General features: G+C 59.5%; 21 protein-coding genes. 11 read left to right on the top strand and 10 right to left on the bottom strand.

From position 1 onward, the window contains the following. Nucleotides 1–51: 51 nt before the first annotated feature. The 3 genes from OLX72_RS13965 to OLX72_RS13975 form a co-directional block, all read right to left on the bottom strand. Nucleotides 52–1026, bottom strand: a complete 975-nt coding sequence (locus tag OLX72_RS13965) for an ABC transporter permease (protein ID WP_433988908.1) — start codon at nucleotides 1024–1026, stop codon at nucleotides 52–54. Further along, nucleotides 1019–2026 carry an ABC transporter permease gene (locus OLX72_RS13970; protein WP_114870710.1) on the bottom strand — a complete coding sequence of 336 codons (1008 nt, stop codon included), beginning with the start codon at nucleotides 2024–2026 and terminating at the stop codon, nucleotides 1019–1021. Before OLX72_RS13970 ends, OLX72_RS13965 begins: the two co-directional genes overlap by 8 nt. Before the next feature lie 118 nt (nucleotides 2027–2144). Beyond that, the gene (locus OLX72_RS13975; protein ID WP_433988909.1) at nucleotides 2145–3848 is read right to left on the bottom strand and encodes a peptide ABC transporter substrate-binding protein; all 1704 of its coding nucleotides are present in this window, start codon (nucleotides 3846–3848) and stop codon (nucleotides 2145–2147) included. Nucleotides 3849–4121: 273 nt separating this feature from the next. Between OLX72_RS13975 and OLX72_RS13980 the strand changes: the two genes are divergently transcribed. Genes OLX72_RS13980 through OLX72_RS13995 form a run of 4 tightly spaced genes read left to right on the top strand, consistent with a single transcriptional unit; the run spans nucleotide 4122 to nucleotide 9491 of the window. Next, on the top strand, nucleotides 4122–5942 hold the full coding sequence (locus OLX72_RS13980; RefSeq protein WP_433988910.1) for an ABC transporter ATP-binding protein: 1821 nt from the start codon (nucleotides 4122–4124) through the stop codon (nucleotides 5940–5942). 10 nt (nucleotides 5943–5952) lie between these two features. Beyond that, nucleotides 5953–7125, top strand: a complete 1173-nt coding sequence (gene argE / locus OLX72_RS13985; protein WP_114870708.1) for an acetylornithine deacetylase — start codon at nucleotides 5953–5955, stop codon at nucleotides 7123–7125. 3 nt (nucleotides 7126–7128) lie between these two features. Next, nucleotides 7129–8295 carry a M20 aminoacylase family protein gene (locus tag OLX72_RS13990; protein ID WP_433988911.1) on the top strand — a complete coding sequence of 389 codons (1167 nt, stop codon included), beginning with the start codon at nucleotides 7129–7131 and terminating at the stop codon, nucleotides 8293–8295. Between the two features lie 29 nt (nucleotides 8296–8324). After that, nucleotides 8325–9491 carry a M20 aminoacylase family protein gene (locus OLX72_RS13995; RefSeq protein WP_114870706.1) on the top strand — a complete coding sequence of 389 codons (1167 nt, stop codon included), beginning with the start codon at nucleotides 8325–8327 and terminating at the stop codon, nucleotides 9489–9491. A 30-nt stretch (nucleotides 9492–9521) separates the two neighbouring features. Here OLX72_RS13995 and OLX72_RS14000 read toward each other — a convergent pair whose 3' ends face one another. Genes OLX72_RS14000 through moaA form a run of 3 tightly spaced genes read right to left on the bottom strand, consistent with a single transcriptional unit; the run spans nucleotide 9522 to nucleotide 12872 of the window. Beyond that, nucleotides 9522–10565: a glycosyltransferase family 4 protein gene (locus OLX72_RS14000; RefSeq protein ID WP_433988912.1), complete on the bottom strand. Its 1044-nt coding sequence runs from the start codon at nucleotides 10563–10565 to the stop codon at nucleotides 9522–9524. Nucleotides 10566–10574: 9 nt separating this feature from the next. After that, on the bottom strand, nucleotides 10575–11861 hold the full coding sequence (locus OLX72_RS14005; RefSeq protein WP_433988913.1) for a 3-deoxy-D-manno-octulosonic acid transferase: 1287 nt from the start codon (nucleotides 11859–11861) through the stop codon (nucleotides 10575–10577). Between the two features lie 3 nt (nucleotides 11862–11864). Further along, nucleotides 11865–12872, bottom strand: coding sequence for a GTP 3',8-cyclase MoaA (gene moaA, locus OLX72_RS14010; protein WP_114870703.1), 1008 nt, complete (start codon nucleotides 12870–12872; stop codon nucleotides 11865–11867). 94 nt (nucleotides 12873–12966) lie between these two features. On the opposite strand from moaA, the gene OLX72_RS14015 reads away from it, so the two are divergent. Next, the gene (locus tag OLX72_RS14015) at nucleotides 12967–13440 is read left to right on the top strand and encodes a hypothetical protein (protein ID WP_114872315.1); all 474 of its coding nucleotides are present in this window, start codon (nucleotides 12967–12969) and stop codon (nucleotides 13438–13440) included. Here OLX72_RS14015 and OLX72_RS14020 read toward each other — a convergent pair. Genes OLX72_RS14020 through glmU form a run of 3 tightly spaced genes read right to left on the bottom strand, consistent with a single transcriptional unit; the run spans nucleotide 13437 to nucleotide 17313 of the window. Next, on the bottom strand, nucleotides 13437–14138 hold the full coding sequence (locus OLX72_RS14020; protein WP_114870702.1) for a DNA alkylation repair protein: 702 nt from the start codon (nucleotides 14136–14138) through the stop codon (nucleotides 13437–13439). The two genes, OLX72_RS14015 and OLX72_RS14020, sit on opposite strands and share 4 nt — an antisense overlap. After that, a complete protein-coding gene (glmS, locus tag OLX72_RS14025; protein WP_433988914.1) occupies nucleotides 14135–15958 on the bottom strand; it encodes a glutamine--fructose-6-phosphate transaminase (isomerizing) in 1824 nt (607 codons plus the stop codon). Before glmS ends, OLX72_RS14020 begins: the two co-directional genes overlap by 4 nt. Beyond that, entirely contained in the window at nucleotides 15958–17313 is a 1356-nt protein-coding gene (gene glmU, locus OLX72_RS14030) for a bifunctional UDP-N-acetylglucosamine diphosphorylase/glucosamine-1-phosphate N-acetyltransferase GlmU (RefSeq protein ID WP_433988915.1), read from the bottom strand. Before glmU ends, glmS begins: the two co-directional genes overlap by 1 nt. Nucleotides 17314–17457: 144 nt before the next feature. Between glmU and OLX72_RS14035 the strand changes: the two genes are divergently transcribed. From OLX72_RS14035 to OLX72_RS14045, 3 genes are all read left to right on the top strand, one after another. Continuing rightward, a complete protein-coding gene (locus tag OLX72_RS14035; RefSeq protein WP_114870699.1) occupies nucleotides 17458–18123 on the top strand; it encodes an HAD-IA family hydrolase in 666 nt (221 codons plus the stop codon). 113 nt (nucleotides 18124–18236) lie between these two features. After that, nucleotides 18237–19436, top strand: coding sequence for a DegT/DnrJ/EryC1/StrS family aminotransferase (locus tag OLX72_RS14040; protein ID WP_114870698.1), 1200 nt, complete (start codon nucleotides 18237–18239; stop codon nucleotides 19434–19436). 174 nt (nucleotides 19437–19610) lie between these two features. Continuing rightward, nucleotides 19611–20774: an isovaleryl-CoA dehydrogenase gene (locus OLX72_RS14045; RefSeq protein ID WP_433988916.1), complete on the top strand. Its 1164-nt coding sequence runs from the start codon at nucleotides 19611–19613 to the stop codon at nucleotides 20772–20774. A gap of 50 nt (nucleotides 20775–20824) precedes the next feature. Here the strand turns inward: OLX72_RS14045 and OLX72_RS14050 are convergent, their stop codons facing one another. Next, complete coding sequence (locus OLX72_RS14050; protein ID WP_114870696.1) at nucleotides 20825–21442, bottom strand: OmpW/AlkL family protein; 618 nt, start codon at nucleotides 21440–21442, stop codon at nucleotides 20825–20827. Between the two features lie 137 nt (nucleotides 21443–21579). On the opposite strand from OLX72_RS14050, the gene OLX72_RS14055 reads away from it, so the two are divergent. Genes OLX72_RS14055 through OLX72_RS14065 form a run of 3 tightly spaced genes read left to right on the top strand, consistent with a single transcriptional unit; the run spans nucleotide 21580 to nucleotide 25108 of the window. After that, nucleotides 21580–23109 (top strand): AMP-binding protein, encoded by a 1530-nt coding sequence (locus tag OLX72_RS14055; RefSeq protein ID WP_114870695.1) that lies wholly within the window; start codon nucleotides 21580–21582, stop codon nucleotides 23107–23109. Between the two features lie 5 nt (nucleotides 23110–23114). Further along, nucleotides 23115–23507 (top strand): hypothetical protein, encoded by a 393-nt coding sequence (locus OLX72_RS14060; protein ID WP_162798070.1) that lies wholly within the window; start codon nucleotides 23115–23117, stop codon nucleotides 23505–23507. Then, nucleotides 23504–25108 (top strand): carboxyl transferase domain-containing protein, encoded by a 1605-nt coding sequence (locus tag OLX72_RS14065; protein WP_114870693.1) that lies wholly within the window; start codon nucleotides 23504–23506, stop codon nucleotides 25106–25108. The genes OLX72_RS14060 and OLX72_RS14065 overlap by 4 nt, the downstream gene beginning before the upstream one ends. The last annotated feature ends 7 nt before the right edge of the window (nucleotides 25109–25115 follow it).

Below are 25115 nucleotides of genomic sequence, written 5' to 3' on the forward strand. Positions count from 1 at the left end.
CGGAAATCCCGCAGGTCCGCGCGAACACAACCGATTGCGTTTTTCTACCCGCTATCTGCCGCGAATACGCGGGTCCAGCGCGTCGCGCAGGCCGTCGCCCATGTAGTTCACGCTGAGCACGGTCAGCGAAATCGCCAGCCCCGGCAGCAGCACGCGTTCGGGAAACTCTTCCATTCGCGGTACGGAATCCGAAAGCATCTTGCCCCATGTCGGAAAGTCGGAAGGAAAGCCGACACCCAGAAACGACAGGGCGCTTTCGGTGATGATGGCGGTTGCCAGACCCAGCGTTGCCGACACCATGATCGGTGAAACGATGTTGGGCAGCAGATGGCGTCTGATGATCTTGCCCGGTGTCGTGCCAATCGATCGTGCCGCCAGAATGAATTCCCGTTCCTTAAGCGCCAGAACCTCGCCCCGCACGATACGGGCCGTCTGCATCCAGCTTGTAATGCCGATTACGCCGACAATCAGGATGAACATGCCCTGTTCCGGCCCGAAGGCGGCGCGCAGCGGTTGGCGGAACAACGTGACCGCCACCAGCAGCAGCGGCAGGATCGGCAGAGACAGCACAAGATCGGTAAACCGCATCAGGATGCCATCCAGCTTGCGGAAATATCCCGCTACAACGCCAATGGTCGTGCCGATGATCAGGGACAGCAACATCGCACTCCAGCCCACTGCCATCGATGCCTGACCGCCCGCCATCATGTTGGCCAGCCCGTCACGCCCCAGATTGTCGGTGCCAAAGGGACGGTTCCAGGCGGTCTTTGCATCTCCGTCCCACAACAGGGTGTAAATCGGGCGCAGGTCCTTGTTGCGGATATCAAGTTTTTGCGGATCGATTGTCCAGATCAGCGGACCTATCAGAACTGCCAGAGTGATAAAGACCAGAAATCCCATACCCAGCACCGCACCCTTGTGGTGTTTGAACTGGTCCCAGACATCAACCCACTGGCTGCGCGGTGGCTTGACCAGTTCGCTGTCCTGCAAGGCACTGATGACAGTTTGTGGGGCAGGCTCAGTCATAGCGGATCCTTGGGTCGAGAATACCATAGAGCACGTCCGCGATCAGGTTGAACACCACGATCAGGATGGCAAAGATAAAGGTCAGGGTCATCACCATCGGCAGGTCGTTGGCAAACAGCGCCGTGATCAGCAACTGGCCGATCCCGTTCACCTTGAACACCTGTTCGGTGATGATGGCGCCGCCAAAGATGGCAGGGATACCAAGGGCAATCACGGTGACCACGGGGATCAGCGAATTGCGCAACACATGCACCATGACAACCACGCTTTCGCTCAGCCCCTTGGCGCGGGCAGTGCGCACATAATCCTGGTTGAGGTTGTCCAGCATGGCCGAGCGCATGTAGCGGCTGATCTGGGCCGTGGTTTGTAGGGCCAGCACCATGACTGGCATGATCATCTGGCGCAGCTGCACCATGAAGCTGTCCCAGTCATTCACCTCGTGGGTGGTGTCATAGATCGATGGAAACCAGCCCAGATTGACGGAAAAGATTACGATCACCAGAACACCCGAGAAAAACGGCGGTACGGAAAATCCGATCATCGACACGAACGTACCGGCCTGATCGAAAACGGAATATTGTTTGTAGGCCGAATAGATGCCGATGGGCAGAGCGATCAGGATGCCGACGATGTAGGACATGCCCACCACCCACAGGGTTTGCGGCATACGCTGCACGACGATATCCATGACGGGGCTGCGGGTTTGCCAGCTGATCACGCGCAACTTGCCTTCGGAAAAGCTGGTGCCGAACCAGTGATCGAACAACACCTGCGGTTCGATCCAGAAAAACTGGACCAGCCATTTGAAATACTGGATATGCAGCGGCTGCCCCATCCCCAGTGCTTCGCGCATCTTCTGTTTGACTTCGGGCGGCACCGTCAGCGGCACCTGCGCCATCGGATCGCCCGGGGCCAGCTGCAAGAGCATGAAAATGGCAAGGCTGATAAGCAAAAGCGTCGGGATCGCAAAGACCAGTCGTCGGATCGTGAAGGTCAGCATCGGCGGCGCCTTTGTAAATCAGTCATTCTTGTTATTGGCAAAAACACAGGGTGGGTGCGACCCCACCCTGCGCTTCTTTGCAGGGCCGGGGCAGGATAACCTGCCGCGGCGCAACGCATCACTTGATGCGATACCAGTCTGCGACATTCCACAATTCGCTGTCCCAAGTGTTCAAGATAACGCCACCCAATGTGGTGGAGTGGGCCGACACACGACCACGATCGACCAGCGGGACGATGGTGTAGGTGTCTTTTGTCAGCATGTCGTTCATCTTCTTGGCCAGTTCACCGCGTTTTTCCAGCGAACCTGTGCGCGCCAGTTCGTCGATCAGCGCATCATAGGCCGGATCGCAGAAACGGTTGATGTTTTCACCCTGCCACTGGCTGTCAGGCTTTGGCTCGTTGCCGCAGCGATAGGCCGCCAGATAGGCTTGGGGGTCGGTGCCATCAAAGTTGTTGGCGTACATTTCCACGTCCGCATAGAACTTCTGGAACGTGTCGGGCGATCCGGGATCGCCGCCAAAGAAGACCGACGCATCCAGATTGCGCAGTTCGGTTTCAACACCGATTTCGCTCCACCACTGTTTGATCAGCGCCTGAAAGTCCTGACGCACGGCGTTGGTCGATGTCTGGTACAGGATCGACAGTTTCACGCCGTCCTTATCGCGGACACCGTCACCGTCGCTGTCAACCCAGCCGGCTTCGTCCATCAGCGCGTTGGCACCGGCAATGTCCTGCGTCAGACAGTCGGTGTTGTCCGATGCATAAAGCGCCGGGGCAGGGACCAGATTACAGGTCGGGCGACCCGCCTGACCATAGCCCACTTCGACCAGCAATTCGCGATCGATGGCCATCGAAAGCGCCTTGCGCACGCGCACATCGCTCAGGAACGGGTGCGGATGTGCAACCGTTGCGCGCTCGCCTTCGGGCAGGTCGGGCGACGGGTCGGTCATGTTCATTTCAAGACGCTCGACCAACGTGCCGAATGCCGCGATTGGAACGCCTTTGCCGCCTTCGGCCATTTTGGCCAGAACGTCGGGCGCAAGCTGCATGTTCCACGCATAATCATATTCACCGGTTTCCATGACGGCACGACCGGCGGCTGTGGCATCGCCGCCGCCTTTGAAGGTCAGTGTCGCAAAGGCGGGTTTCGCCGGATCGCGGTAGTTCTGGTTGGCTTCCATCTGGATCACGTCATTGGGGCGGAAATCCGTCACAACAAACGGGCCTGTGCCGATCGGGCCAAAGTTGGCATCGGTACATTCCGGTGCGCGTGCGCCCAGACAATCGGCAAACTGTGCCGCCTGAATGATCGGCGACTGGCCACCCATGAACGGGCCATAGGGGTTCGGTTTGGGCTGGTTGAACGTGACCTTGACGGTCAGATCATCCACCACATCGACGGATGTGACGCCATCAAATTTCGCGCCCTGGGCGCAACCACCTTCGGGGTGCATGCAGTAATCTGCAGTGAATTTCACATCTGCCGACGTAACAGGTGATCCGTCAGACCACACCAGACCGGATTTCAGTTTCCATGTGATACTGGTCAGATCGGCGCTGACGCCGCCATTCTCCACGGTCGGGATTTCTTCGGCCAGGAACGGCACCAGATCGCCGTTCTGGTCGTAGCGCCCCAGCGGTTCGATCACCAGCGAAGCTGATTCGATATCCTTGGTACCACTGGACAGATAGGGGTTCAGGATCGATGGCGCCTGCCAATAGATGATCTTGACCTCACCATCCGAGCCGCGCTCGGCCATGGCAACAGGGGCCATCGCGGTACACGCAATTGCACCCATCAATAGGGTTTTAAGTTTCATGTCATACTCCTTGTCGGACACATAGGTGTCTCGTTTTTGTGGCGCGCCTTGTGCACGCGCGTGCGTTAGCCGTTGGGAACACGTGGTTCATGCCGCTGTCAGATTCGATTTCTGACGTCAGTCATACCCCCCGTCTAAACGGAATGCCGCTATCGAAACAGAGTTTGAGAAAATTGCAAGCCTTGCCGCAGCGAAAGCATGTGCGCGGGGTTTGACATTGCCTGCCCGCAAGCCGTAGCGTTCGCGGGCCAAAGCATCGTTAGGGGATATTCCGTGCTGGACCAGCCTATTGCGCAGATCGAAGGACTACGGGTCGAATTCCAGACGAAGGATGGCCCGGTTGTCGGTGTTGAAGATGTGTCGTTCTTTATCAACCCCGGTGAAACTGTTTGTGTTGTCGGGGAATCCGGTTCCGGCAAATCGGTCTCGTCGCTTTCGCTGATGCGTCTGGTTGAATATGGCGGTGGCAAGATTGCCAATGGCCGTTTGCTTTTTGATCGCAAGGACGGCGGGCAGCTTGATCTGGCGGGTGCGGACGCCGATCTGATGCGCCACATTCGCGGCAACGAAATCGGAATGATCTTTCAGGAGCCGATGACGGCCCTGAACCCGGTGTTTACGGTCGGGCGCCAACTGACTGAAGGGTTGCGCCTGCATATGGGCATGTCCAGGGATCAGGCCGAAGAGCGCGCAGTTGAATTGCTGCGTCAGGTCCGCATCCCCGAACCCGAGCGGCGGTTGCAGCAATATCCGCACGAACTGAGCGGTGGCATGCGCCAGCGGGTTGTGATTGCCATGGCGCTGGCTTGCGAGCCGCGCCTTTTGATTGCAGATGAACCGACAACGGCGCTGGATGTGACCATTCAGGCCGAAATTCTGGCCCTGATGGACCGGCTGAAGCGTGAAACCGGAACGGCTGTGATGTTCATCACCCACGATATGGCCGTTGTCGCGCAAATGGCCGATCGTGTGGTTGTCATGTTCCGCGGCAACAAGGTCGAAGAAGGCACGGTTCAGGAAATTTTTGAGAACCCGCAGCACGACTATACCAAGGCCTTGCTAGCGGCGGTGCCGAAACTGGGCGAAATGACCGGCACCAAGGTTCCGTCGCCGATGAAGCTGCTGGGCAGCGAAGGCCAGAACATCGACCCGATCCTGGGAACCGACAAGGTGTTGCTGGACGTCAAGAACCTGACCACGCGGTTCGAGGTCAAGGGCGGTTTCCTGCGGCAGACCGTGGCCAATGTGCATGCCGTCGAAGACGTGTCGTTTACCATCAACAAGGGCCAGACGCTTAGTCTTGTCGGGGAATCCGGTTGCGGAAAATCGACGGCGGGCCGATCCATCCTGCGGCTGGTCGAGCCGTTGTCAGGCGAAATTGATCTGGACGGTGTCAACATCATGAAACTGGATCAGTCCCGCCTGCGCGAGGCGCGGCTGGACATGCAGATGGTGTTTCAGGACCCGTTCGCATCCCTGAACCCGCAGATGCAGCTTAGCGATCAGGTGGCGGAACCGATGTGGAATTTCGGAACCCATTCCGGCGACGCGTTGCAGAAACGGGTTGAAATGCTGTTTGACCGGGTGGAATTGCCGCGCAGTTTCATGCGCCGTTACCCCCATGAGCTGTCGGGCGGACAGCGCCAGCGCGTGGCCATTGCCCGCGCCCTTGCGCTGAACCCCAAACTGATCATCGCGGACGAGGCTGTTTCAGCGCTGGACGTGTCGGTGCAGGCGCAGGTTCTGAACCTGATGATGGAACTGCAATCGGAACTGGGCGTGTCCTATCTGTTCATCAGTCACGACATGGCCGTGGTCGAACGGGTCAGCCATCAGGTTGGTGTGATGTATCTGGGACGGATCGTGGAACGCGGACCACGCGACCGGGTGTTCGAAAACCCGCAACATCCCTACACGCAGGCGCTGATGAAGGCCGTGCCAATCGCCGACCCGCGCCAGCGCAAGGACGAACGCGATCTGAATTTCAAACCGATCCCGTCGCCGATCCATCCGGTGGATTACAAACCCGAACCGTCTGTCTACAGCGAAGTCGAGCCGGGGCATTTCGTGCTGACCAGCGAAAGCGGTTATTGAGGATAAAAACATGACAACGCGTCTAAGCGCCAAAGACATCATGGACAGACTGGTGTCCTTTCCAACGGTGAGCCGTGATACGAACCTGCCGCTGGTGGACTGGGTGCAAACCTATCTGGACAGCCACGGTATCACATCCCACCGCTGGCCTGATCCCGACCAGCCGCACAAGGCGGCGGTGTTTGCGCATGTTGGCCCGATGATCGAAGGCGCGATCGTGTTGTCCGGTCATACAGACGTTGTTCCCGTCGATGGCCAGCCGTGGGATACCGATCCGTTTGCGGTTGTCGAAAAGGATGGCAAATATTACGGGCGCGGCACCTGTGACATGAAAGGGTTTGACGCGCTTGCCATCTGGGCCCTGGTCGAGGCGCATCACCGCGGCGTCAAACGCCCCCTGCAACTGGCGCTCAGCTTTGATGAAGAAGTCGGCTGTACCGGCGCGCCGCCGATGATCGAGGCGATGCAGCCGGTCTTGCCCAAAGGATCCGCTGTTATTGTCGGCGAACCTTCGACGATGAAGGCCGTCACCGGCCACAAGGGCGGGCAGGGCTTTGCCACCCATGTCATCGGTTTCGAAGTGCATTCTTCCCTGATGCATACGGGCGTGAATGCGATCATGTCCGGGGCCAAGCTGATCGAATGGGCAAACGAGATGAACGCCGCCAATATGGCAGCCACACCCACAGATCTGGCCGCGATGTTCGATCCACCCTACACCACCGTGCATGTCGGCATGATCAAGGGTGGCACGGCGCATAACATCACCGCAAAGGATTGCTGGTTTGATATGGATTTCCGTGCCGTAGCGGGGGAAAACATGGAAGGCTGGGGCGAGCGCTATCTGGCCCGCGTGCGCGAGGTTGAGGCCGAAATGCAGGCCGTGCATCCGGACGCCCGCATCGATGTGAAGCAACATTTCTTTGTACCGCCGCTGCAACCCGAACCCCAGGGCGAGGCTGAAATGCTGGTGCGCGCCCTGACCGGCGATAACGCCGGTCACGTGGTCAGCTATGGCACCGAGGCCGGGCAATTTCAGGCAGCGGGCTATTCCGCGGTGATCTGTGGCCCGGGCGATATCGCGCAGGCGCATCAGCCCAACGAATATATCACCGTGGCGCAATTCAACGCCGGCATCGCCTTTATGGAGCGTTTGGTCCAGCGTCTTGCAACCGAGGGGTAAACCATGCCGATCAAGAACCGTTTTGCGGAAATGCACGCCGAGATAACCGGATGGCGCCATCACCTGCACCAGCACCCCGAATTGCAGTTCGACGTGCATGAAACTGCGGCTTTCGTCCAGAACAAGCTGGCCGAATTCGGGGTGGATGACATCACGCCGGGCATAGGGCAGACCGGTGTTGTGGGTGTGATCAGCGGCAAGACAAACACGTCGGGGCGCGTGATCGGTCTGCGTGCCGATATGGACGCGCTGCCCATCACCGAAGCAACGGGGCTGGAGTATGCCAGCAAGTCACCGGGCAAAATGCATGCCTGCGGCCACGACGGACACACGGCGATGTTGCTGGGCGCGGCCAAATATCTGGCCGAGACGCGCAATTTCGATGGCACCGTCGTGCTGATCTTTCAGCCCGCCGAAGAAGGTGGCGGCGGTGGTCGTGAAATGGTCAATGACGGGATGATGGAGCGGTGGAAGATCGACGAGGTTTATGGCTTGCACAACGCCCCCGGTGTGGATGTGGGCCAGTTTCAGATCCGGCCCGGTGCGTTAATGGCTTCGGCCGATGAAATTTTCATCACCGTGACGGGCCGGGGTGGCCATGCCGCCGCCCCGCACGAGGCGATCGATCCCAATCTGGCCGCGGCGCATGTTCTGATTGCGCTGCAATCCATTGCCAGCCGCAATATCGATCCGCTGGCGCATGTGGTTGTATCGGTCTGTTCGCTGCACAGTGACAACGATGCGACCAATGTGATCCCGCAATCGGTGCGCATGGGGGGCACGGTGCGCACCCTCGACGAAGCGGTGCGCGCGCAGGTCAAGGACCGGATCATCGCATTGGCCACGGCAACGGCGCAGGCCTATGGCTGCACGGCGGATGTGGTGTGGGTAGACGGCTATCCCGTTACGGTCAATGCCGCTGCCAACACCGAATACGCCGCTGACGTGGCGCGCAATGTGGCGGGGGATGTGGAAGACGATACAGCCCCGATCATGGCGGCCGAAGATTTTTCGTTCATGTTGAACGAGCGCCCCGGTGCCTATATCTTTCTGGGCAACGGCGGTGGCGCAACAGTTCACCACCCCGAATACAATTTCAACGACGAGGCCATCCCAGCAGGTTGTAGCTGGTTTGCCGAAATGGTTGAAACACGCATGCCGGCCACGTAAGCCGTCTACTCTATCAGGAAACAAAATACATGCCCGTCAAGAACCGACTCGCCGAAATGCACGATGAAATCACCGCATGGCGACGCGATATTCATGAAAATCCCGAAATTCTGTTTGAAACGCACCGCACCAGCGCACTGGTCGCTGACAAGCTGAAGGCCTTCGGCTGTGACGAGGTAACAACCGGTATCGGACGGACCGGCGTTGTCGGTGTGATCCATGGCAAATCCAACACCAGCGGCAAGGTGATCGGGCTGCGCGCCGATATGGATGCGCTGCCGATCCACGAACAGACGGGGCTGGAGTATGCCAGCAAGACCCCGAATGCGATGCATGCCTGCGGCCATGACGGGCACACGGCGATGCTGCTGGGTGCGGCAAAATATCTGGCCGAAACCCGCAATTTCGACGGCACCGTCGTGGTTATTTTTCAGCCGGCAGAGGAAGGCGGCGGCGGCGGGCGCGAAATGTGCGCAGACGGGTTGATGGAGCGCTGGAACATTGAAGAGGTCTATGGCATGCACAACTGGCCGGGGCATCCGGTGGGCAGTTTCGCGATCCGTCCGGGTGCGTTTTTTGCATCAACCGACCAGTTCGAAATCGAAGTGGAAGGCCGCGGTGGCCACGCGGCTAAACCGCATGAAACGATTGATACAACCGTAATCGCCAGCCATATCGTTCTGGCGCTGCAAACCATTGCCAGCCGCAATACCAATCCCGTGGAACAGGTCGTGGTGTCGGTGACGTCTTTCGCAACGTCGTCAAGCGCGTTTAATGTCATCCCGCAACGGGTTCATATCAAAGGCACAATCCGCACGATGAGTGCCGAGGTTCAAACACTGGCCATTGCGCGGTTGAAAGCGATCTGTGAAGGCACCGCCGCCACGTTCGGCGGTACCGCCAATGTCATCATGCATCCGGGCTACCCAGTGATGGTGAATTCCGAAGAACAGACCCGCTTTGCCGCCGACGTCGCGCGCAAAGTGTCCGGCGAATGCGATGAAAATGCCGCGCTGGTCATGGGGGCCGAAGACTTTGCCTATATGCTGGAAGAACGCCCGGGGGCCTATATTCTGGTGGGCAACGGGGATACGGCAGCAGTGCACCACCCAGAATACAATTTCAACGACGAGGCGATACCGGCAGGGTGCAGCTGGTGGGCCGAGATTGTGGAGCAGCGGATGCCTGCGGTCTGATCTGAATAGGTCCGGATCAGAATGGCGGGCTTATCGGCCCGCCCACATGTCCTGATAGACTTGTTCAATTCCAGCGGCTTCTGCCGCAGCGCTAAAGCTTTTTTCGGCGACGATACGCGCGGATTTTGCCATCGCTGCGTGGCGGACGCGATCTGACAGGATTGCGTTGGCGGCCTCGGCGGCGGCTTTTGCATCTTCTTGGGCAACGACCGTACCGGTTTTGCCCTGCGCGCCAAAGGCTGTGTAGTAGCCTGCGTCCGATCCGACAAAGGGCACGCCCGAGGCCATGCCTTCCAATGGCACCATGCCATAGCCTTCGTAGCGGGGCAGTTGCACAACAAGGCTCAGCGCGCGCATCAGCGCGGGCAGGGCATCGGGCGCGGTTTCGCCGATAAACAGCATACGATCCTGTAAACCGGCACCGGAAATTCTGGATTTCAGCCTGTTCAGAAACCCCTGATGTTCCTTGGCCGCCCGACCGATCACAAGAGCAACGGCGTCGGGCATGTCCGGCAACAGATGCAGCATGGATTCGACAAACAGATCGGTGCCTTTTTCGGGGCGGATACGCCCCACTGTCGCAATGCCCATGGTGCCGCCATAGCCCAGGGCGGCCCAGGCATTGGCCCGGCTTTCGGCGGGTATGAACAGGTCCGTATCCACGCCATGTGGCACCACGGCGCGCACATGTGGCACAAAATCTGCCGCCCGATCCGTTGTGGCAATCACCGCATCCATCTTGCGGATCAGCCAGCGGGGATAGGCCGAATGAAGCCGTTGCGCCGCCGAGGTGAACACGATCCGGATGGGCAGGCGCAATACATCGCGCGCCCAGATGGCGGTTTGCATTTCAGGGTTGCGACGCACATGCCAGATCGCGAAATCGCGATCCGGTGGCGGGGTGCGCGACAGTGTCTTGGCCGCCGCCTTGCTGATCGGCGCAGGCGCGCCGGGCAGGGCGTGGCCGACAAGACGAAGATCATGCGCGTTCACCTGCTGGCGGATCACATTCGCCGCCGTTGCCGACACGCCGGTGAAGTTACGATTGAAATTGGTGACATAAAGATCGGGCATATGATGTTGCTAGCGCAGTTGCAGATCGCGCGAAAGGTCTGCCGCAACGGCGTCAAGCCGATCGCTTTGCGCGGTGACAAAGCCTGTTGCTGCCGTGCGCATGGCGTCCAGTTCGCCGGGCGCGTCCAGCAGTTTTTGCACTGTCTGCGCCAGTTCGGGCGCATCGGTTACATTTTTCGCCGCGCCGGCATCCTGCAGCGCATCAAAGGTTTCGGCAAAATTGGTCACATGTGGGCCGCTAATCACGGCGCCGTTTGCCTGTGCCACTTCGAACGGGTTGTGCCCGCCAATCGGCAACAGCGATCCGCCCAGAAATACCAGTGGACACAGCGTGTACCACAGGCCCGTTTCCCCCAACGTATCGGCCAAGTAAACTTGGGTATCCGGCGCAAGGGTGTCACCTGCGCTGCGCTGGGTAAACCGAAAATCAGCCTGTTCCAGCAGAGCCCGCACCGTATCGGCGCGTTCGGGATGGCGGGGCACAAGGATCAGGCAAAGATCGGGATGGCTGATCAGCAGTGTCTTGTGCGCAGCCAGCACGATTTCCTCTTCTCCGGCGTGGGTTGAACTGGCCACCCAAGCGGGGCGCCTGCCCAAATGGGTCTGCATGTCTTTCAATGCCGCCGTGTCAACCGGCAACGGGGCCGACGTTGATTTCAGGTTTTCGCCGACAGCCACCCGTGACGGATCGGCCCCCAAGGCGATCAGATTGTCCGCCGTGGTCTGGTTCTGGGTCAATATCCTGTCAAACACGCGCAAAAGAAAAGCGGCGGTGGCGGGCAACCTGTGCCATGTGCGGACCGATTTTTCCGAAAGGCGTGCATTCAGCAGCACCATGGGAATGCCTGTTGCCTTGGTGCGGATCAGCATTTGGGGCCAAAGTTCACTTTCGACGAACACCGCGCCATCGGGGTGCCAGTGGGTCAGAAACCGGTTCATCGCTGCCTGCGTATCGAGGGGTGCAAACTGGTGAACGCAGCGCGGGGGCAGGCGTTGCGCGATCAGCTTGGCCGAGGTGGCCGTGCCGGACGTGATCAGAAACGACAGATCAGGATGCAGGGTGCCAAGCCGTGTGATCAACGTCAGCACCGAAAGGCTTTCACCGACACTTGCGGCATGAAACCAGATCAGGGGGCCGTCGGGGCGGGGTATCGTTGCCCGGCCAAGACGTTCGTCGATGCGTGGTGCGGGAACATCCTGCGCCGCCAGCTTTGTTGAAATACGGCGAAACGCCAGCGGAGCGAGCAGGGCGCTGATCGCGACATATAGCCGGTACACCAGCGTTGGACGGGGCATGGATCAGCCGCCTGTATGGCTCATGTGCCGTGGCATCTGGCCATCCAGCTTTTGCCGGGAATAATCGAAATCATGGCCCTTTGGCTTGCGGTCGATCGCGGCGCGAATGGCGTTTTGCAATGGTTCAACCGCATCGGGATAATCGCGCAGCGGCGCGCGCAGATCTGCCATGTCTTCCTGCCCCAGACACATGTACAATTCGCCGGTACAGGTCAGGCGTACACGGTTGCAGCTTTCGCAGAAATTGTGGGTCAGCGGCGTGATGAACCCGATTTTCTGGCCGGTTTCTTCCAGCCGCACATAGCGCGCCGGTCCGCCGGTGCGTTCTGCCAGATCGGTAACAGTATAGTGCTGTGCATAGGTCGCTCGCACGTCTTTCAGGGACCAGTACTGTCCCAAACGGTCTTCGTTTCCGATGTCGCCCATCGGCATGACCTCGATCCAGGTCAGGTCCATGTCGCGGCTGGCGCACCATTCTGTTATCGCGGGCAGTTCAGCTTCATTGAACCCCTTGAGAGCGACGGCGTTGATCTTGACCCGCAGACCTGCCTTTTGGGCCGCGTCAATGCCGCGCAACACCTGGGGCAAGCGGCCCCAGCGCGTTATGTCGGCAAATTTCTCTTCGTCCAGCGTATCGAGCGACACGTTCACGCGGCGCACGCCGGCATCAAAAAGGTCCTGGGCAAAGCGTTCCAGTTGCGATCCGTTGGTGGTCAGCGTCAGTTCCTGCAACGCACCACTGTCCAGATGGCGCGTCATGCTGCGGAAAAACGTCATGATGTCACGCCGTACCAGCGGCTCGCCCCCGGTAATGCGCAGCTTTTGCACCCCCATGCCGACAAAAGTGCTGCACATCCTGTCCAGTTCTTCCAGCGTCAGCAGGTCTTTCTTTGGCAGAAAAGTCATGTTTTCAGACATGCAATAGACGCAGCGAAAATCGCAGCGGTCTGTCACCGACACCCGAAGGTAGGTGATTGCACGGGCGAAGGGATCAATCAAAGGCGCGTTCATAAGGGAATAGGTAAAGCGCAAGTGCCCCATCGGCAAGAGGGCAAGAAGCAATTGATGCCGCCGCAGCCAGAAGTTACGGTCAGGTATGAAAGTTATGTCGTTCTGTGTCATCGGGGTATTGTGTGCCGGGCTGTCCGGCTGCGGGGTGTTGCGCTCTGTCTTTCCCGGGGCCGAACCTGAAGAACCGGCCATTAATGCGGTGCCGCTGCAGATCGAAGACACGGTTCCGACGGCGCAGGCACAGACTGTGGAAGAATTCGACACGACGACAGAGGCCCAGAAAGCGGCAGCGCGCGCCGCGCCCGTTGCTGCAGAAGTGGCGCTGGGCACAACAATCGCGTCTTTGGGGGCACCCGGAGAGCCGGGTTTCTGGCTGAAAACGCCGCTGGTGTCGAACGTGCGATTCGGCCGTGTGCTGTTTGCGGATACAGGCCAATCGGCTCAGGTCGAATTGCGCCCGATCGAGGGGCCGGCCACCGCCGGCAGTCAACTGTCCCTGTCAGCGTTCCGCCTGATCAACGCACCGTTGACCGCACTGGTGGAATTGCAGGTCTTCGCGCTGCCCTAAGCCAGATATTTTGCAGCTTCCTTGCGGGCAAAGGGCTTCATCCGCTCGCCGTGCAGGTCCAGAAAGGTGCGTACGCGATCAGCATCGTGCTTGCTCAGGTCGCGCAGCCACCACGCCACCGCTTTCTGGATGAACCATGCCTTGTCATCGACATAGGTTGCCGCCCATCCCAGCACGGTTTCGCGGATTTCACGCTCTTGCTGCTTGGGGTGGTTCTGTTTTGTCCAGGGCAGGGTGATGACCAGCGCCGCCCGCTTTGTCCACATGTGGTCGGACGTGGCCCAGTGTGCGACAGTTGCAACCCGTCCCGGATCGGCCACCAGACGTTTTTGTCCGGCCATGCAGGCATGATCCGCGATGGCCCAACTGTCAAAATCGGGCACCCAGCTTGTGATCAGATCCCAGACGGCGGTGTCTGGCCTGATGCGTGCCTGTGTCAGAAGCTTGGCGGCGGCCAGACGGGCCTCGTAAATGTCGGTACGCCACAGGTCTGCGGCCAGCGTTATGCGGTCATCCACGCTCAGGCTTTGGCGCCAGTCTTTGGTCAGATCGTTCAAAACCGGATTGGGCACGCCCAGATAGACGCGATCAACCTTGTGATAGGCTCTGGCCCCTGCGGCGCGATCTGGATCGGCATGGGCGCGTATCTGGGTCAGCGCGTCTGTTGCCAAGGGGCCAATCGCGGGCAGGTCGGTCATTCGACCGTGACCGATTTGGCCAGATTGCGCGGCTGGTCCACATCTGTCCCCTTGGCCACAGCCGCATGATAGGCCAGCAATTGCGCGGGCAGAGCGTAGAGGATCGGCGTCAGCGCTTCGGAAATTTCGGGCATCTGGATCGAGGCAAAGACACCGTCACCGGCCTCTTTAATTCCGGCGGCGTCGGAAATCAGAACCACCTTGCCCTTGCGCGCCATCACCTCTTGCATGTTGGACACGGTTTTATCGAACAGGGCATCGCGCGGGGCCATGACGACAACAGGCACGTGTTTGTCGATCAACGCGATTGGTCCGTGTTTCAATTCGCCCGAGGCATAGCCTTCGGCGTGAATGTAACTTATTTCCTTAAGCTTGAGTGCGCCTTCAAGGGCGAGGGGAAACATCCGCCCGCGCCCCAGAAACAGCACATCGCGCGCTTCGGCGATGCGGCGTGCGGCACGTTTCATCGGAGCGGATGCATCCAGCGCCGCGCCGAAGGTGGCCGGCAACCCGCGCAGCGCCGACAGATGATCTGACAGGGCCGTTGGCGCGATTGCCTTGCGATCCCTGGCGGCTTTCAGTGCCAGAATATACAGCACCACCAATTGACAGGTGAACGCCTTGGTCGAGGCAACGCCGACTTCAACACCTGCCAGAATGGGCAGCACAAGGTCGCTTTCCCGCGCGATGGAACTTTCGGGAACGTTGACGACAGACACGATCTTGTCGGCTTTGCCGGCGCAATAGCGCAAGGCGGCCAGCGTGTCGGCGGTTTCACCGGACTGGCTGACAAAAATCGCCAGTGTTCGCGGTGGAATGGGCGGTTCGCGATAGCGGAACTCGGATGCCACATCAACTTCGACAGGCAGGCCCGCCAGTTGTTCCAGCCAGTATTTGGCCGTCAGGCACGCATAATAGGCCGTGCCGCAGGCCACCATGGTCACGCGGTCGTAATCGGCAAAATCAATACCGCCGTCGGGCAGGGCGATCGTTTCCGTTCCCGCTTGCAGGTAATGCTGGATCGCCTGCGCAAGAACGATGGGCTGTTCTTCGATCTCTTTGGCCATGAAGTGTTTGTGGCCACCCTTGTCGATCTGGGTTGATCCGATCTGGATAGATTTCTTTGCACGGTTTGCCAGACTTCCGTTGGCATCGCGGATTTCAACGCTGGTGCGGGTCAGAACCGCGCGGTCGCCTTCTTCCAGATAGGTGATTTCGCTGGTTAACGGGGCCAGGGCAATGGCGTCTGATCCGACAAACATTTCGCCTTTGCCGTGGCCGATGGCCAGCGGTGAGCCCTTGCGCGCCACGACCAGAAGATCGTCTTCGCCTTCAAATAGAAAGGCCAGTGCAAAGGCACCTTCCAGCTTGTCCAGCGCCTGATTGGCGGCCTGCACCGGGGTTGATCCGGTTTCAAGAAAATGCTGGGTCAGCAGCGCCACGGTTTCGGTATCTGTTTCGGTCTGGAACTGAATGCCCAGATCGGCCAGTTCCGCGCGCAGGTCGCGAAAATTCTCGATGATCCCGTTGTGCACAACCGCGACACGCCCCGCCCTGTGCGGGTGCGCGTTGGCCACGGATGGTGCGCCATGCGTGGCCCAGCGGGTGTGCCCGATGCCGGATTTTCCCGCCAGCGGATTATGCACCAGCTCATCCGACAGGTTGACCAGTTTTCCCAAAGCGCGGCGGCGGTCCAGAACGCCAGCGTTCACGGTGGCGATACCGGCGCTGTCATAGCCGCGATATTCCAGCCTTTTCAGCGCCTCGACCAGAATGGGGGCAACTTCGTGGGTGCCCAGAACCCCGACAATACCGCACATTAACTGTGCCCCTTTTCATTGGATTTCTTTTTTCGCTTTAACATTTCGAACAATTTTACCGCCAGCCCCGGTTTGTTCACCTGTGGGGCGCGTGCGATCGCCAGCGCATCGTTTTCGACGTTCGTCGTGATCACCGATCCGCTGGCTGTCATCGCGTTGTTACCGACAGAAACCGGCGCCACCAGCATGGTATTCGATCCGATAAAGACATCGCTGCCGATATCGGTGTGGTGCTTCATCACGCCATCATAGTTGCAGGTGATCGTCCCCGCGCCGACATTTGTGCGGGCGCCGACTGTGGCGTCGCCGACATAAGACAGGTGGTTGATCTTGGCGCCTTCGCCGATCTGTGCGTTCTTGACTTCGACAAAATTGCCAACGCGCGCATCTTCGGCCAGTTCGGCACCGGGGCGCAGGCGCGCGTAAGGGCCGACAACCGCACCGCGCGAGACATGACAGCCTTCCAGATGGCTGAATGCACGGATTTGCGCGCCGTACTCTACGGTAACGCCGGGGCCGAAAACCACGTTCGGTTCAACCACCGTGTCGCGCCCTATCACGGTGTCAAAGGACAGGTACACAGTGCCCGGAACGGCCAGTGTCACGCCATCCTCCATCAATGCCGCGCGCGCCCTGATCTGAAAAGCGGCTTCGGCCTCGGCCAGTTGGGCACGGGCGTTCACACCCAGCGTTTCGGCCTCGTCACAGGTTACGACGGTGGCGCTTAACCCTCTGGCGCGCGCCAGCGCAACGATGTCGGTCAGATAATATTCGCCGGCGGCGTTGTCGTTGCCCACAGCGTCGATCAGATCGAACAGGGTTTGCGCATCGCAGGCAATCACGCCGCTGTTGCACAGGGTAATCGCACGTTCGACTTCGGTGGCGTCCTTGAATTCGACAATGCGGCGCAGGCTGTCACCGTCCATGACCAGACGGCCATAGCGGCCCGGTTCCTTGGCCTGAAAACCAAGCACCACGACAGCATTGTCCGCACGTGCCGCAATCATGCGGTCCAGTGTTTCGGGGCGAATAAACGGGGTGTCGCCATAAAGAACGATGACATCGCCGAAGAAACCGGCCAGCGCGGATTTGGCCTGTGCCACTGCGTGGGCGGTGCCCAGCTGTTCGGATTGAATGACGATCTGGGCGGTTTCGTCCTGATCATGCGCGGCTTGCGCCACCTGATCAGCACCGTGGCCGGCGACAATCACGATCTTTTCCGGTTCCAGCGCGGCGCCGGCATGCATCGCATGTGCCAGAAGCGGGGCGCCTGCAACCTTGTGCAGAACCTTGGGCAGATCCGAATTCATTCGGGTGCCTTGACCGGCGGCCAGAATAACCAGTGCGATACTCATATTGCGATTTCTCTTTGTAATCAGGGTGCGCCCGTTTTATCCGGTTGCGACAGACGCGCAAGGCCGCGCCGGTTCAAACTACATTGCGGCCTGCAACACATCGCGGCAGGAAAGCGCCGATAACAGGCAGGCAAGGGGCGAAACATGAAAACGGTCATTTTTGATCTGGACGGTACATTGGCCGACACAAGCGGCGATCTGATCGCGGCGGCGAATTGTTGTTTCGTCGATATGGGGGCAGGGGCGATGCTTGATCCTGTGGCTGATGCGGGCACGGCCCTGCGCGGTGGCCGCGCGATGCTGATGCTGGGCCTGTCCCGTCTTGGCCGCGTCCACGATACGGCCACGCTGGACCGGTATTATCCGCTGCTGTTATCTGCCTATGAGGGCGCGATTGATGTGCATACGGTGATGTACCCGGGTGCCATGGATGCGGTCGAACGGCTGAAATCCGACGGCTACGGTGTGGGCATCTGCACAAACAAGCCACAGGCGCTGGCCGAGATTCTGCTGCAAAAGCTGGGGGTGCGCGATGTGTTCCAGTCGATGATCGGGGCCGATACATTGCCGGTGCGCAAACCCGATCCCGAACCGCTGCGCGAAGCCGCGCGGCGCGCGGGCGGGCATCCGGATCATTGTGTTCTGATCGGCGACAGCGATACGGATCGCAATACGGCGCGCGCGGCGGGTGTGCCATCTGTTCTGGTCACATTCGGCCCGGCCGGCGGGGATATGGCTGCGCTGGAACCCGAAGCGTTGCTGGATGATTTTGCCGATCTGCCCGATGTGGTGCGGCGATTGATCGGCTGACACCGGTGAAAGCCGCCAGATGTTTCGCTGCCAAATCGAATGGCCGCCTTTGAGAAGTCGAAATATCCAAAGCGGCCATTGACGAAGCAGCGGACACGCAACACATTCGCGCCATGAGCGAGGTTTTCAAAGGCAGTTTCACCCAGCAGGAACCGATTTCCGAACAGGGGATCGAGGCGGCGCTGGCCGTATTGCGCCATGGGCGCCTGCATCGCTATAATGTATCGCCGGGCGAAATCAGCGAAACCGCGCAGCTTGAACAGGAATTCGCAGCGCTGACCGGTGCGAAATATGCGTTGGCGGTGGCCTCTGGTGGTTATGCCATGTCCACCGCTTTGCGGGCTTGTGGTGTCAAGGCAGGGGATCCTGTGCTGTCAAACGCGTTTACGCTGGCCCCTGTGCCGGGGGCAATCGCGTCGCTGGGCGCAGTTCCGGTCTTTGTCGGCGTGACAGAAAACCTGACGGTTGATCTGGATGATCTTGCGGCCAAGGCAGATCAGGCCGGCGTTTTGTTGTTATCCCACATGCGCGGCCACATCTGCGACATGGACCGGCTGATGGCCATTTGCAACGCGCACGATATCACCGTGATCGAAGATTGTGCCCACACAATGGGGGCGTCTTATGACGGGGTGCCTTCGGGGCGGCACGGGGTTATCGGGTGCTATTCGTGCCAGACCTATAAACATATCAATTCCGGCGAAGGCGGATTTCTGGTGACGGATGATCCGGTTCTGGCGGCCAAGGCGGTGATGTTGTCGGGGTCTTATATGCTGTATGAACGGCATCTGGCCGCCCCCGAACCCGAAGTGTTCGAAACGATAAAATACGAAACGCCCAATATTTCTGGCCGCATGGACAATCTGCGCGCCGCCATTCTGCGCCCGCAGCTTGGGGCGCTGGCGGGACAATGCCGGAAATGGAATGCGCGTTACGATCGGATCGAAGAAGGTTTGCGCGGCACGCCCGGGTTGCGGATCATCGAACGTGATCCACGGGCCCGCCCTGTCGGGTCTTCGATCCAGTTTCTGCTGCTGGACTGGGCGGCGGATGCGATTGGCGATGTGCTGCGCCGATGTGCGGCGCGCGGGGTTGAAATGAAATGGTTCGGCGCGCCGGAACCCGTTGCCTTTACATCGCGTTATGACAGTTGGCGCTATGCCCCCAGTGCCAAGATGCCCGACAGCGACAGGATTTTGGCAGGAATAATCGACATGCGCGTGCCGCTGACCTTTTCGCTGGAAGATTGCGATCTGATCGCGCGCATCATCCGCGCCGAAGTGGGTGCGGTGTTTCAGGCCGAAAACCCATAGGCGCAACGCCGGGCACATTTGTCCGTTTTCTGTGTTCCGTTCGCTCTTTCCAGTTTTTCGTTTCAACGGCGCGTGCGCGCCGACGCTTTGGCAATCACAGGATTGTCTTGACCGAATGATGCCGTCGCTCTACTATTTGAACAAGTGTTCAATAAAATCAGAGAAGGCCGGAACATGTTCAACGCGGTTTTGCAATTCGATCTGGGTGAAGACGTCAATGCGCTGCGCGATATGGTGCATCGCTGGGCGCAGGAACGGATCAAACCGATGGCGGCGCAGATTGACCGCTACAATGTCTTTCCGGCCGAACTTTGGCAGGAAATGGGTGAGTTGGGCCTGCTGGGCATCACTGTGGATGAAGAATTTGGTGGCGCGGGTCTTTCCTATCTGGCGCATGTGATCGCGGTCGAGGAAATCGCGCGGGCCAGTGCATCTGTATCGCTGTCTTACGGGGCGCATTCAAACCTGTGTGTGAACCAGATCAAACTGAACGGCACAGAGGCACAAAAACGCAAATACCTGCCGGGCCTGATTTCCGGCACCCATGTCGGGGCGCTGGCCATGTCCGAGGCTGGTGCAGGCTCAGACGTGGTTTCGATGAAGCTGCGGGCGGAAAAACGCAATGATCATTACCGTTTGAGTGGCAACAAATACTGGATCACCAACGGGCCGGACGCGGATACTCTGGTTGTCTACGCCAAAACCGATCCCGATGCAGGTGCCAAGGGAATGACGGCGTTTCTGATCGAAAAGTCGATGACCGGGTTTTCCACCAGCCCGCATTTCGACAAGCTGGGCATGCGGGGATCAAACACTGCCGAACTGATCTTTGACGAGGTCGAAGTGCCGTTTGAAAACGTATTGGGCGAAGAAGGGCGCGGCGTGGCCGTTCTGATGTCCGGGCTTGATTACGAACGCGTGGTGCTGGCGGGGATCGGCACCGGCATCATGGCCGCCTGTCTGGACGAGGTGATGCCCTATATTTCCACCCGCAAGCAATTCGGCAAACCGATCGGGGATTTCCAGCTGATGCAGGGCAAGATTGCCGATATGTACACCGCGATGAATTCCGCACGCGCCTATGTGTACGAGGTGGCCAAAGCCTGCGACCGCGGCACAGTGACCCGACAGGATGCCGCCGCGTGTTGCCTTTATGCCAGCGAAGAGGCGATGAAACAGGCGCATCAGGCCGTGCAGGCGCTGGGCGGGGCCGGATTTTTGAACGATGCGCCAGTGGGCCGGATATTCCGCGATGCCAAGCTGATGGAAATCGGTGCAGGAACATCCGAAATCCGCCGCATGCTGATCGGTCGCGAACTGATGGGAGCGATGAAATGAAACGGCCTGATGCCTCTTCAGGCATCAAGCCTTATGGTCGTGTGTCCGGCTTAGAAGCTGAACACGTAGGAAATGCCCAGAACAACAGGGTCGATTTCGGCTTTGCCGATCTTGGCGCCGTTCAGATACACATCGGATTCGATGTTGATATAGCGCGCATCAAGACGGACCGCGGAATTGTCGTTGATCTGGAAATCAACACCGGCATGCAGCGCAAGCCCCCAGCTGTTTTTCAGTGTCAGGTTGCCGCCCGCAATCGCACCGGTCGTTTCTTCGTCAAAGAAGTTGGTATAGTTGACACCGGCACCGATAAACGGCGTGAATTTGCTGTTGGTCGGGAAATGGTATTGCAGCGACAGGGTGGGCGGCAGGTGATTGGTCGAACCCACAGTGCCAAGCCCCGCAATGCTGATCGTATGTTCAAACGGAGTGGCCGCCAGCAATTCGATGCCCAGATTGTCGCGGATGAAATACTCGGCCGTCAGGCTGAGTTGGGTGTCGTCGTCAATCGACAGTTCGCCGCCCGCAGCCGTGCCGTTACCGGATTTGGGGTTCACATTGGCCAAGCCAATGCCAAACGACCAATCCCCCTGAGATTGCGCAGCCACCATACTGCCCGAGCAGGCGATCAGGGCCGCCAAAGCGACTGGAACAATTGTATTTTTCACGATTCTTTCCTTCGTCTGTGTTATGCGCAAAAATATGCTGCACCTGCACAATCGCGATATGATCTGAGTCAAAAAGCGGGCTGCTCTGCGTCTGCCGCAGCAATGTTGCACGCCGTTTGTTGTAAAGAAGTCACGCTATGACGGGGCAAAACAACTGGACAGACGCAACCCGCAACAAGACCTTTCCGGCGCAGTTGAATATGGCGGCGCAATGTCTGGCCCATCCCGATGACCAGATTGCCCTGATCGACCTTACCGGTGCTGATCGGCGCGATATCAGCTATGGTGACCTTGCGCATATGGTGGATACGCTGGCAGCGGTGCTGGCCAGACAGGTCAGGGTCGGTGACAGGGTCGGTGTGTTGCGCAGCCAGGATCCGTGGACCGCTGCGGCGCATCTGGCGATCTGGAAAATCGGTGCGATTTCGGTGCCGTTGTTCAAGTTGTTTCAAGCCGATGCCTTGCGCGTCCGGATCGTGGATGCGCAGCCGGTGATGATCGTGACCGATCAGGCCGGTGCCGAAATGGTGGATGGTCTGGGGGTTAACACCCTGATCCCCGAAACACTGGCGCGGCACGAAACGGCGGTGCCTTATCATATGACAGCGGCAGAAGACCCCGCCGTTCTGATCTACACCAGCGGTACAACAGGATTGCCCAAGGGCGCCCTGCATGCACACCGTGTGCTGACCGGACATTTGCCCGGTGTGGCGGTCAGCCACGACCTGTTGGGTGAACCGGGCGATTGCCTGTGGACCCCTGCCGACTGGGCATGGATCGGGGGCCTGTTTGATGTGTTGATGCCGGGTCTTGCGCTTGGTGTTCCGGTTGTGGCGGCGCGGCTGGACAAATTCAGCGTGGCGGGGTGTCAGGACATTATCGCGCGTGGCAACGTGCGCAATGTGTTCTTTCCGCCGACCGCCTTGCGGATGCTGAAGGCTGACGGCGCCAGTGTTTCCGGCTTGCGCAGTGTGGCGTCAGGGGGTGAACCTTTGGGGGCAGAAATGCTGGCCTGGGGGCGGGCGGCCTTCGAGCTTGAGATCAACGAATTCTACGGCCAGACAGAATGCAACATGATCGTTTCAAGTTGTGGCAGCGCCTTTCCGGCGCGCCCGGGATGTATCGGCAAACCGGTCGCAGGGCACGAGGTTGCCGTGCTGGACGAAACCGGCACCCCGACGCAGGCGGAAGGTGATATTGCGGTGCGGCGTGGTTCGCCGTCGATGATGCTGGAATACTGGCGCCGTCCCGAAGACACCGCCGCGAAATTTCGTGGTGACTGGATGCTGACTGGTGACAGGGGCATGTGGGAAGGCGATTATCTGCGGTTTATCGGACGCGAGGATGATGTGATCACCTCGTCCGGGTATCGCATCGGCCCATCGGAAATCGAGGATTGCCTGTTGCGTCATCCTGCGGTCGCTACCGTGGGCGTTGTGGGCAAACCAGATCCGCTGCGCACCGAAATCGTGAAGGCCTATGTCGTCCTGAAAGATGCCAGCACGGCAAGTGATGCCTTGGCGCGCGCCTTGCAGGATCATGTCAAACAGCATCTGGCCAGCTATTCCTACCCACGGGAAATCGGGTTTCTTGATGCGCTGCCAATGACCGTAACAGGCAAGGTGATCCGCAAGGAACTCAAGGCGCGGGCGGCGCGCGAGGGATGATCGGTATGGGAACCAGACTGGCCAATTTCCGGTGTCCGAATTGCCAGACGCTTTTGCCGCTGTTTGTGATGGTCACGACATTGCGCAACCGGTTGAGCATGTCGCTGAAAACCGGAGCCAAGGGCGTGAATTGCCCGCAATGCGGGCGCGGGGTGCGGCTGGTCTACAATGTGTCCTACGGGGCGGGGGCCACACTGCACCTGTTGCTGGGGATCGTGACGCTGGGCCTTGCTCTGGCTTTGCTTTTCGCCATTGGCGCGATGGTGCTGGCCATCCTGCCCGGGGCATGGGGCATTGCGATCACCGGAGTGATCTGGGTGATACTGGGCCAAATCGGATCAATGGCCCTGAACGGATATGTAATGGCGCGGCTGTGCCATGTGGAGGACAGTGAATGAAACTGACATCAAACGCGTTGCCATCCTCGGAGGGCTTTCAGGCCAATGTGCGCCAGCACCTTGAGGCGCTGGATGTGGTGCGACAGGCGGCAGAGCATGCCGCGGCCGGCGGCGGTGGAAAATCACGCGACCGCCATGTGTCGCGCGGCAAGATGCTGCCCCGGGACCGGGTGGCCAACCTGCTGGATGCAGGCAGCCCGTTTCTGGAGATCGGCGCCACGGCGGCACATGGGCTTTATGATGGTGCGGCCCCCTGCGCCGGGGTGATCGCGGGCATCGGGCAGGTCCACGGGCAGAATGTTATGGTGGTGTGCAATGACGCCACTGTCAAAGGCGGCACCTATTACCCGATGACGGTCAAGAAGCACCTGCGCGCACAGGAGATTGCGCAGGAAAACCATCTTCCCTGTGTCTATCTGGTGGATTCGGGCGGGGCCAACCTGCCCAATCAGGACGAGGTGTTCCCCGACCGCGACCATTTCGGGCGGATTTTCTACAATCAGGCCCAGATGTCGGCCCTGGGTATCCCGCAGATTGCGGTTGTGATGGGCTCTTGTACTGCAGGCGGGGCCTATGTTCCGGCCATGTCGGATGTCACGATCATCGTCAAGGATCAGGGCACGATCTTTCTGGCCGGCCCGCCGCTGGTCAAGGCGGCCACGGGCGAAGTGGTCACTGCCGAAGATCTGGGCGGCGGCGACGTGCACACCCGCCTGTCGGGCGTGGCCGATTATCTCGCCGAAGACGATGCGCACGCGCTGGCCCTGGCCCGGCGGGCTGTGGCGGGGCTGAACCGCGGCCTTCCCGACACGGTCCAGTGGCAACCCGCCGAAGACCCGGCCTATGATCCGGCGGAAATTCTGGGGGTTGTGCCATGTGATCTGCGCACGCCTTATGACATCCGCGAGGTGATTGCCCGCACGGTCGACGGGTCGCGCTTTGATGAATTCAAACCGCGCTTTGGCGAAACGCTGGTGACAGGGTTTGCCCATGTCAAAGGCTGCCCGGTGGGGATCATCGCCAATAATGGTGTGCTGTTTTCCGAAGCGGCGCAAAAGGGCGCGCATTTTGTCGAACTGTGCAGCCAGCGCAAGATTCCACTGGTATTCCTGCAAAACATCACCGGTTTCATGGTGGGGCGGAAATACGAAAACGAAGGCATCGCACGCCACGGGGCCAAGATGGTAACGGCTGTGGCCACCACCAGCGTGCCGAAAATCACCATGGTTGTGGGCGGCAGTTTCGGGGCCGGAAACTATGGCATGGCAGGACGGGCCTATCAGCCGCGGTTCATGTGGTCCTGGCCGAATTCGCGGATTTCCGTGATGGGCGGGCCGCAGGCGGCGGGGGTGTTGGCCACGGTCAAACGCGATGCCATCGAACGCGGTGGCGGCACTTGGTCCGAGGACGAGGAAGCGGCGTTCAAACAGCCGACCATCGATATGTTCGAGGAACAATCCCACCCGCTTTATGCCAGTGCGCGGCTTTGGGATGACGGCATCGTTGATCCGCGCAAATCGCGCGATGTGCTGGCACTTTCCCTGCGCGCGTCGCTGAACGCCCCGATCAGGGAGACACGTTTCGGCGTGTTCCGGATGTAGGAATGGG

The sequence above is a fragment of the Sulfitobacter sp. TBRI5 genome (assembly GCF_051013555.1).
Taxonomy (GTDB): domain Bacteria; phylum Pseudomonadota; class Alphaproteobacteria; order Rhodobacterales; family Rhodobacteraceae; genus JL08.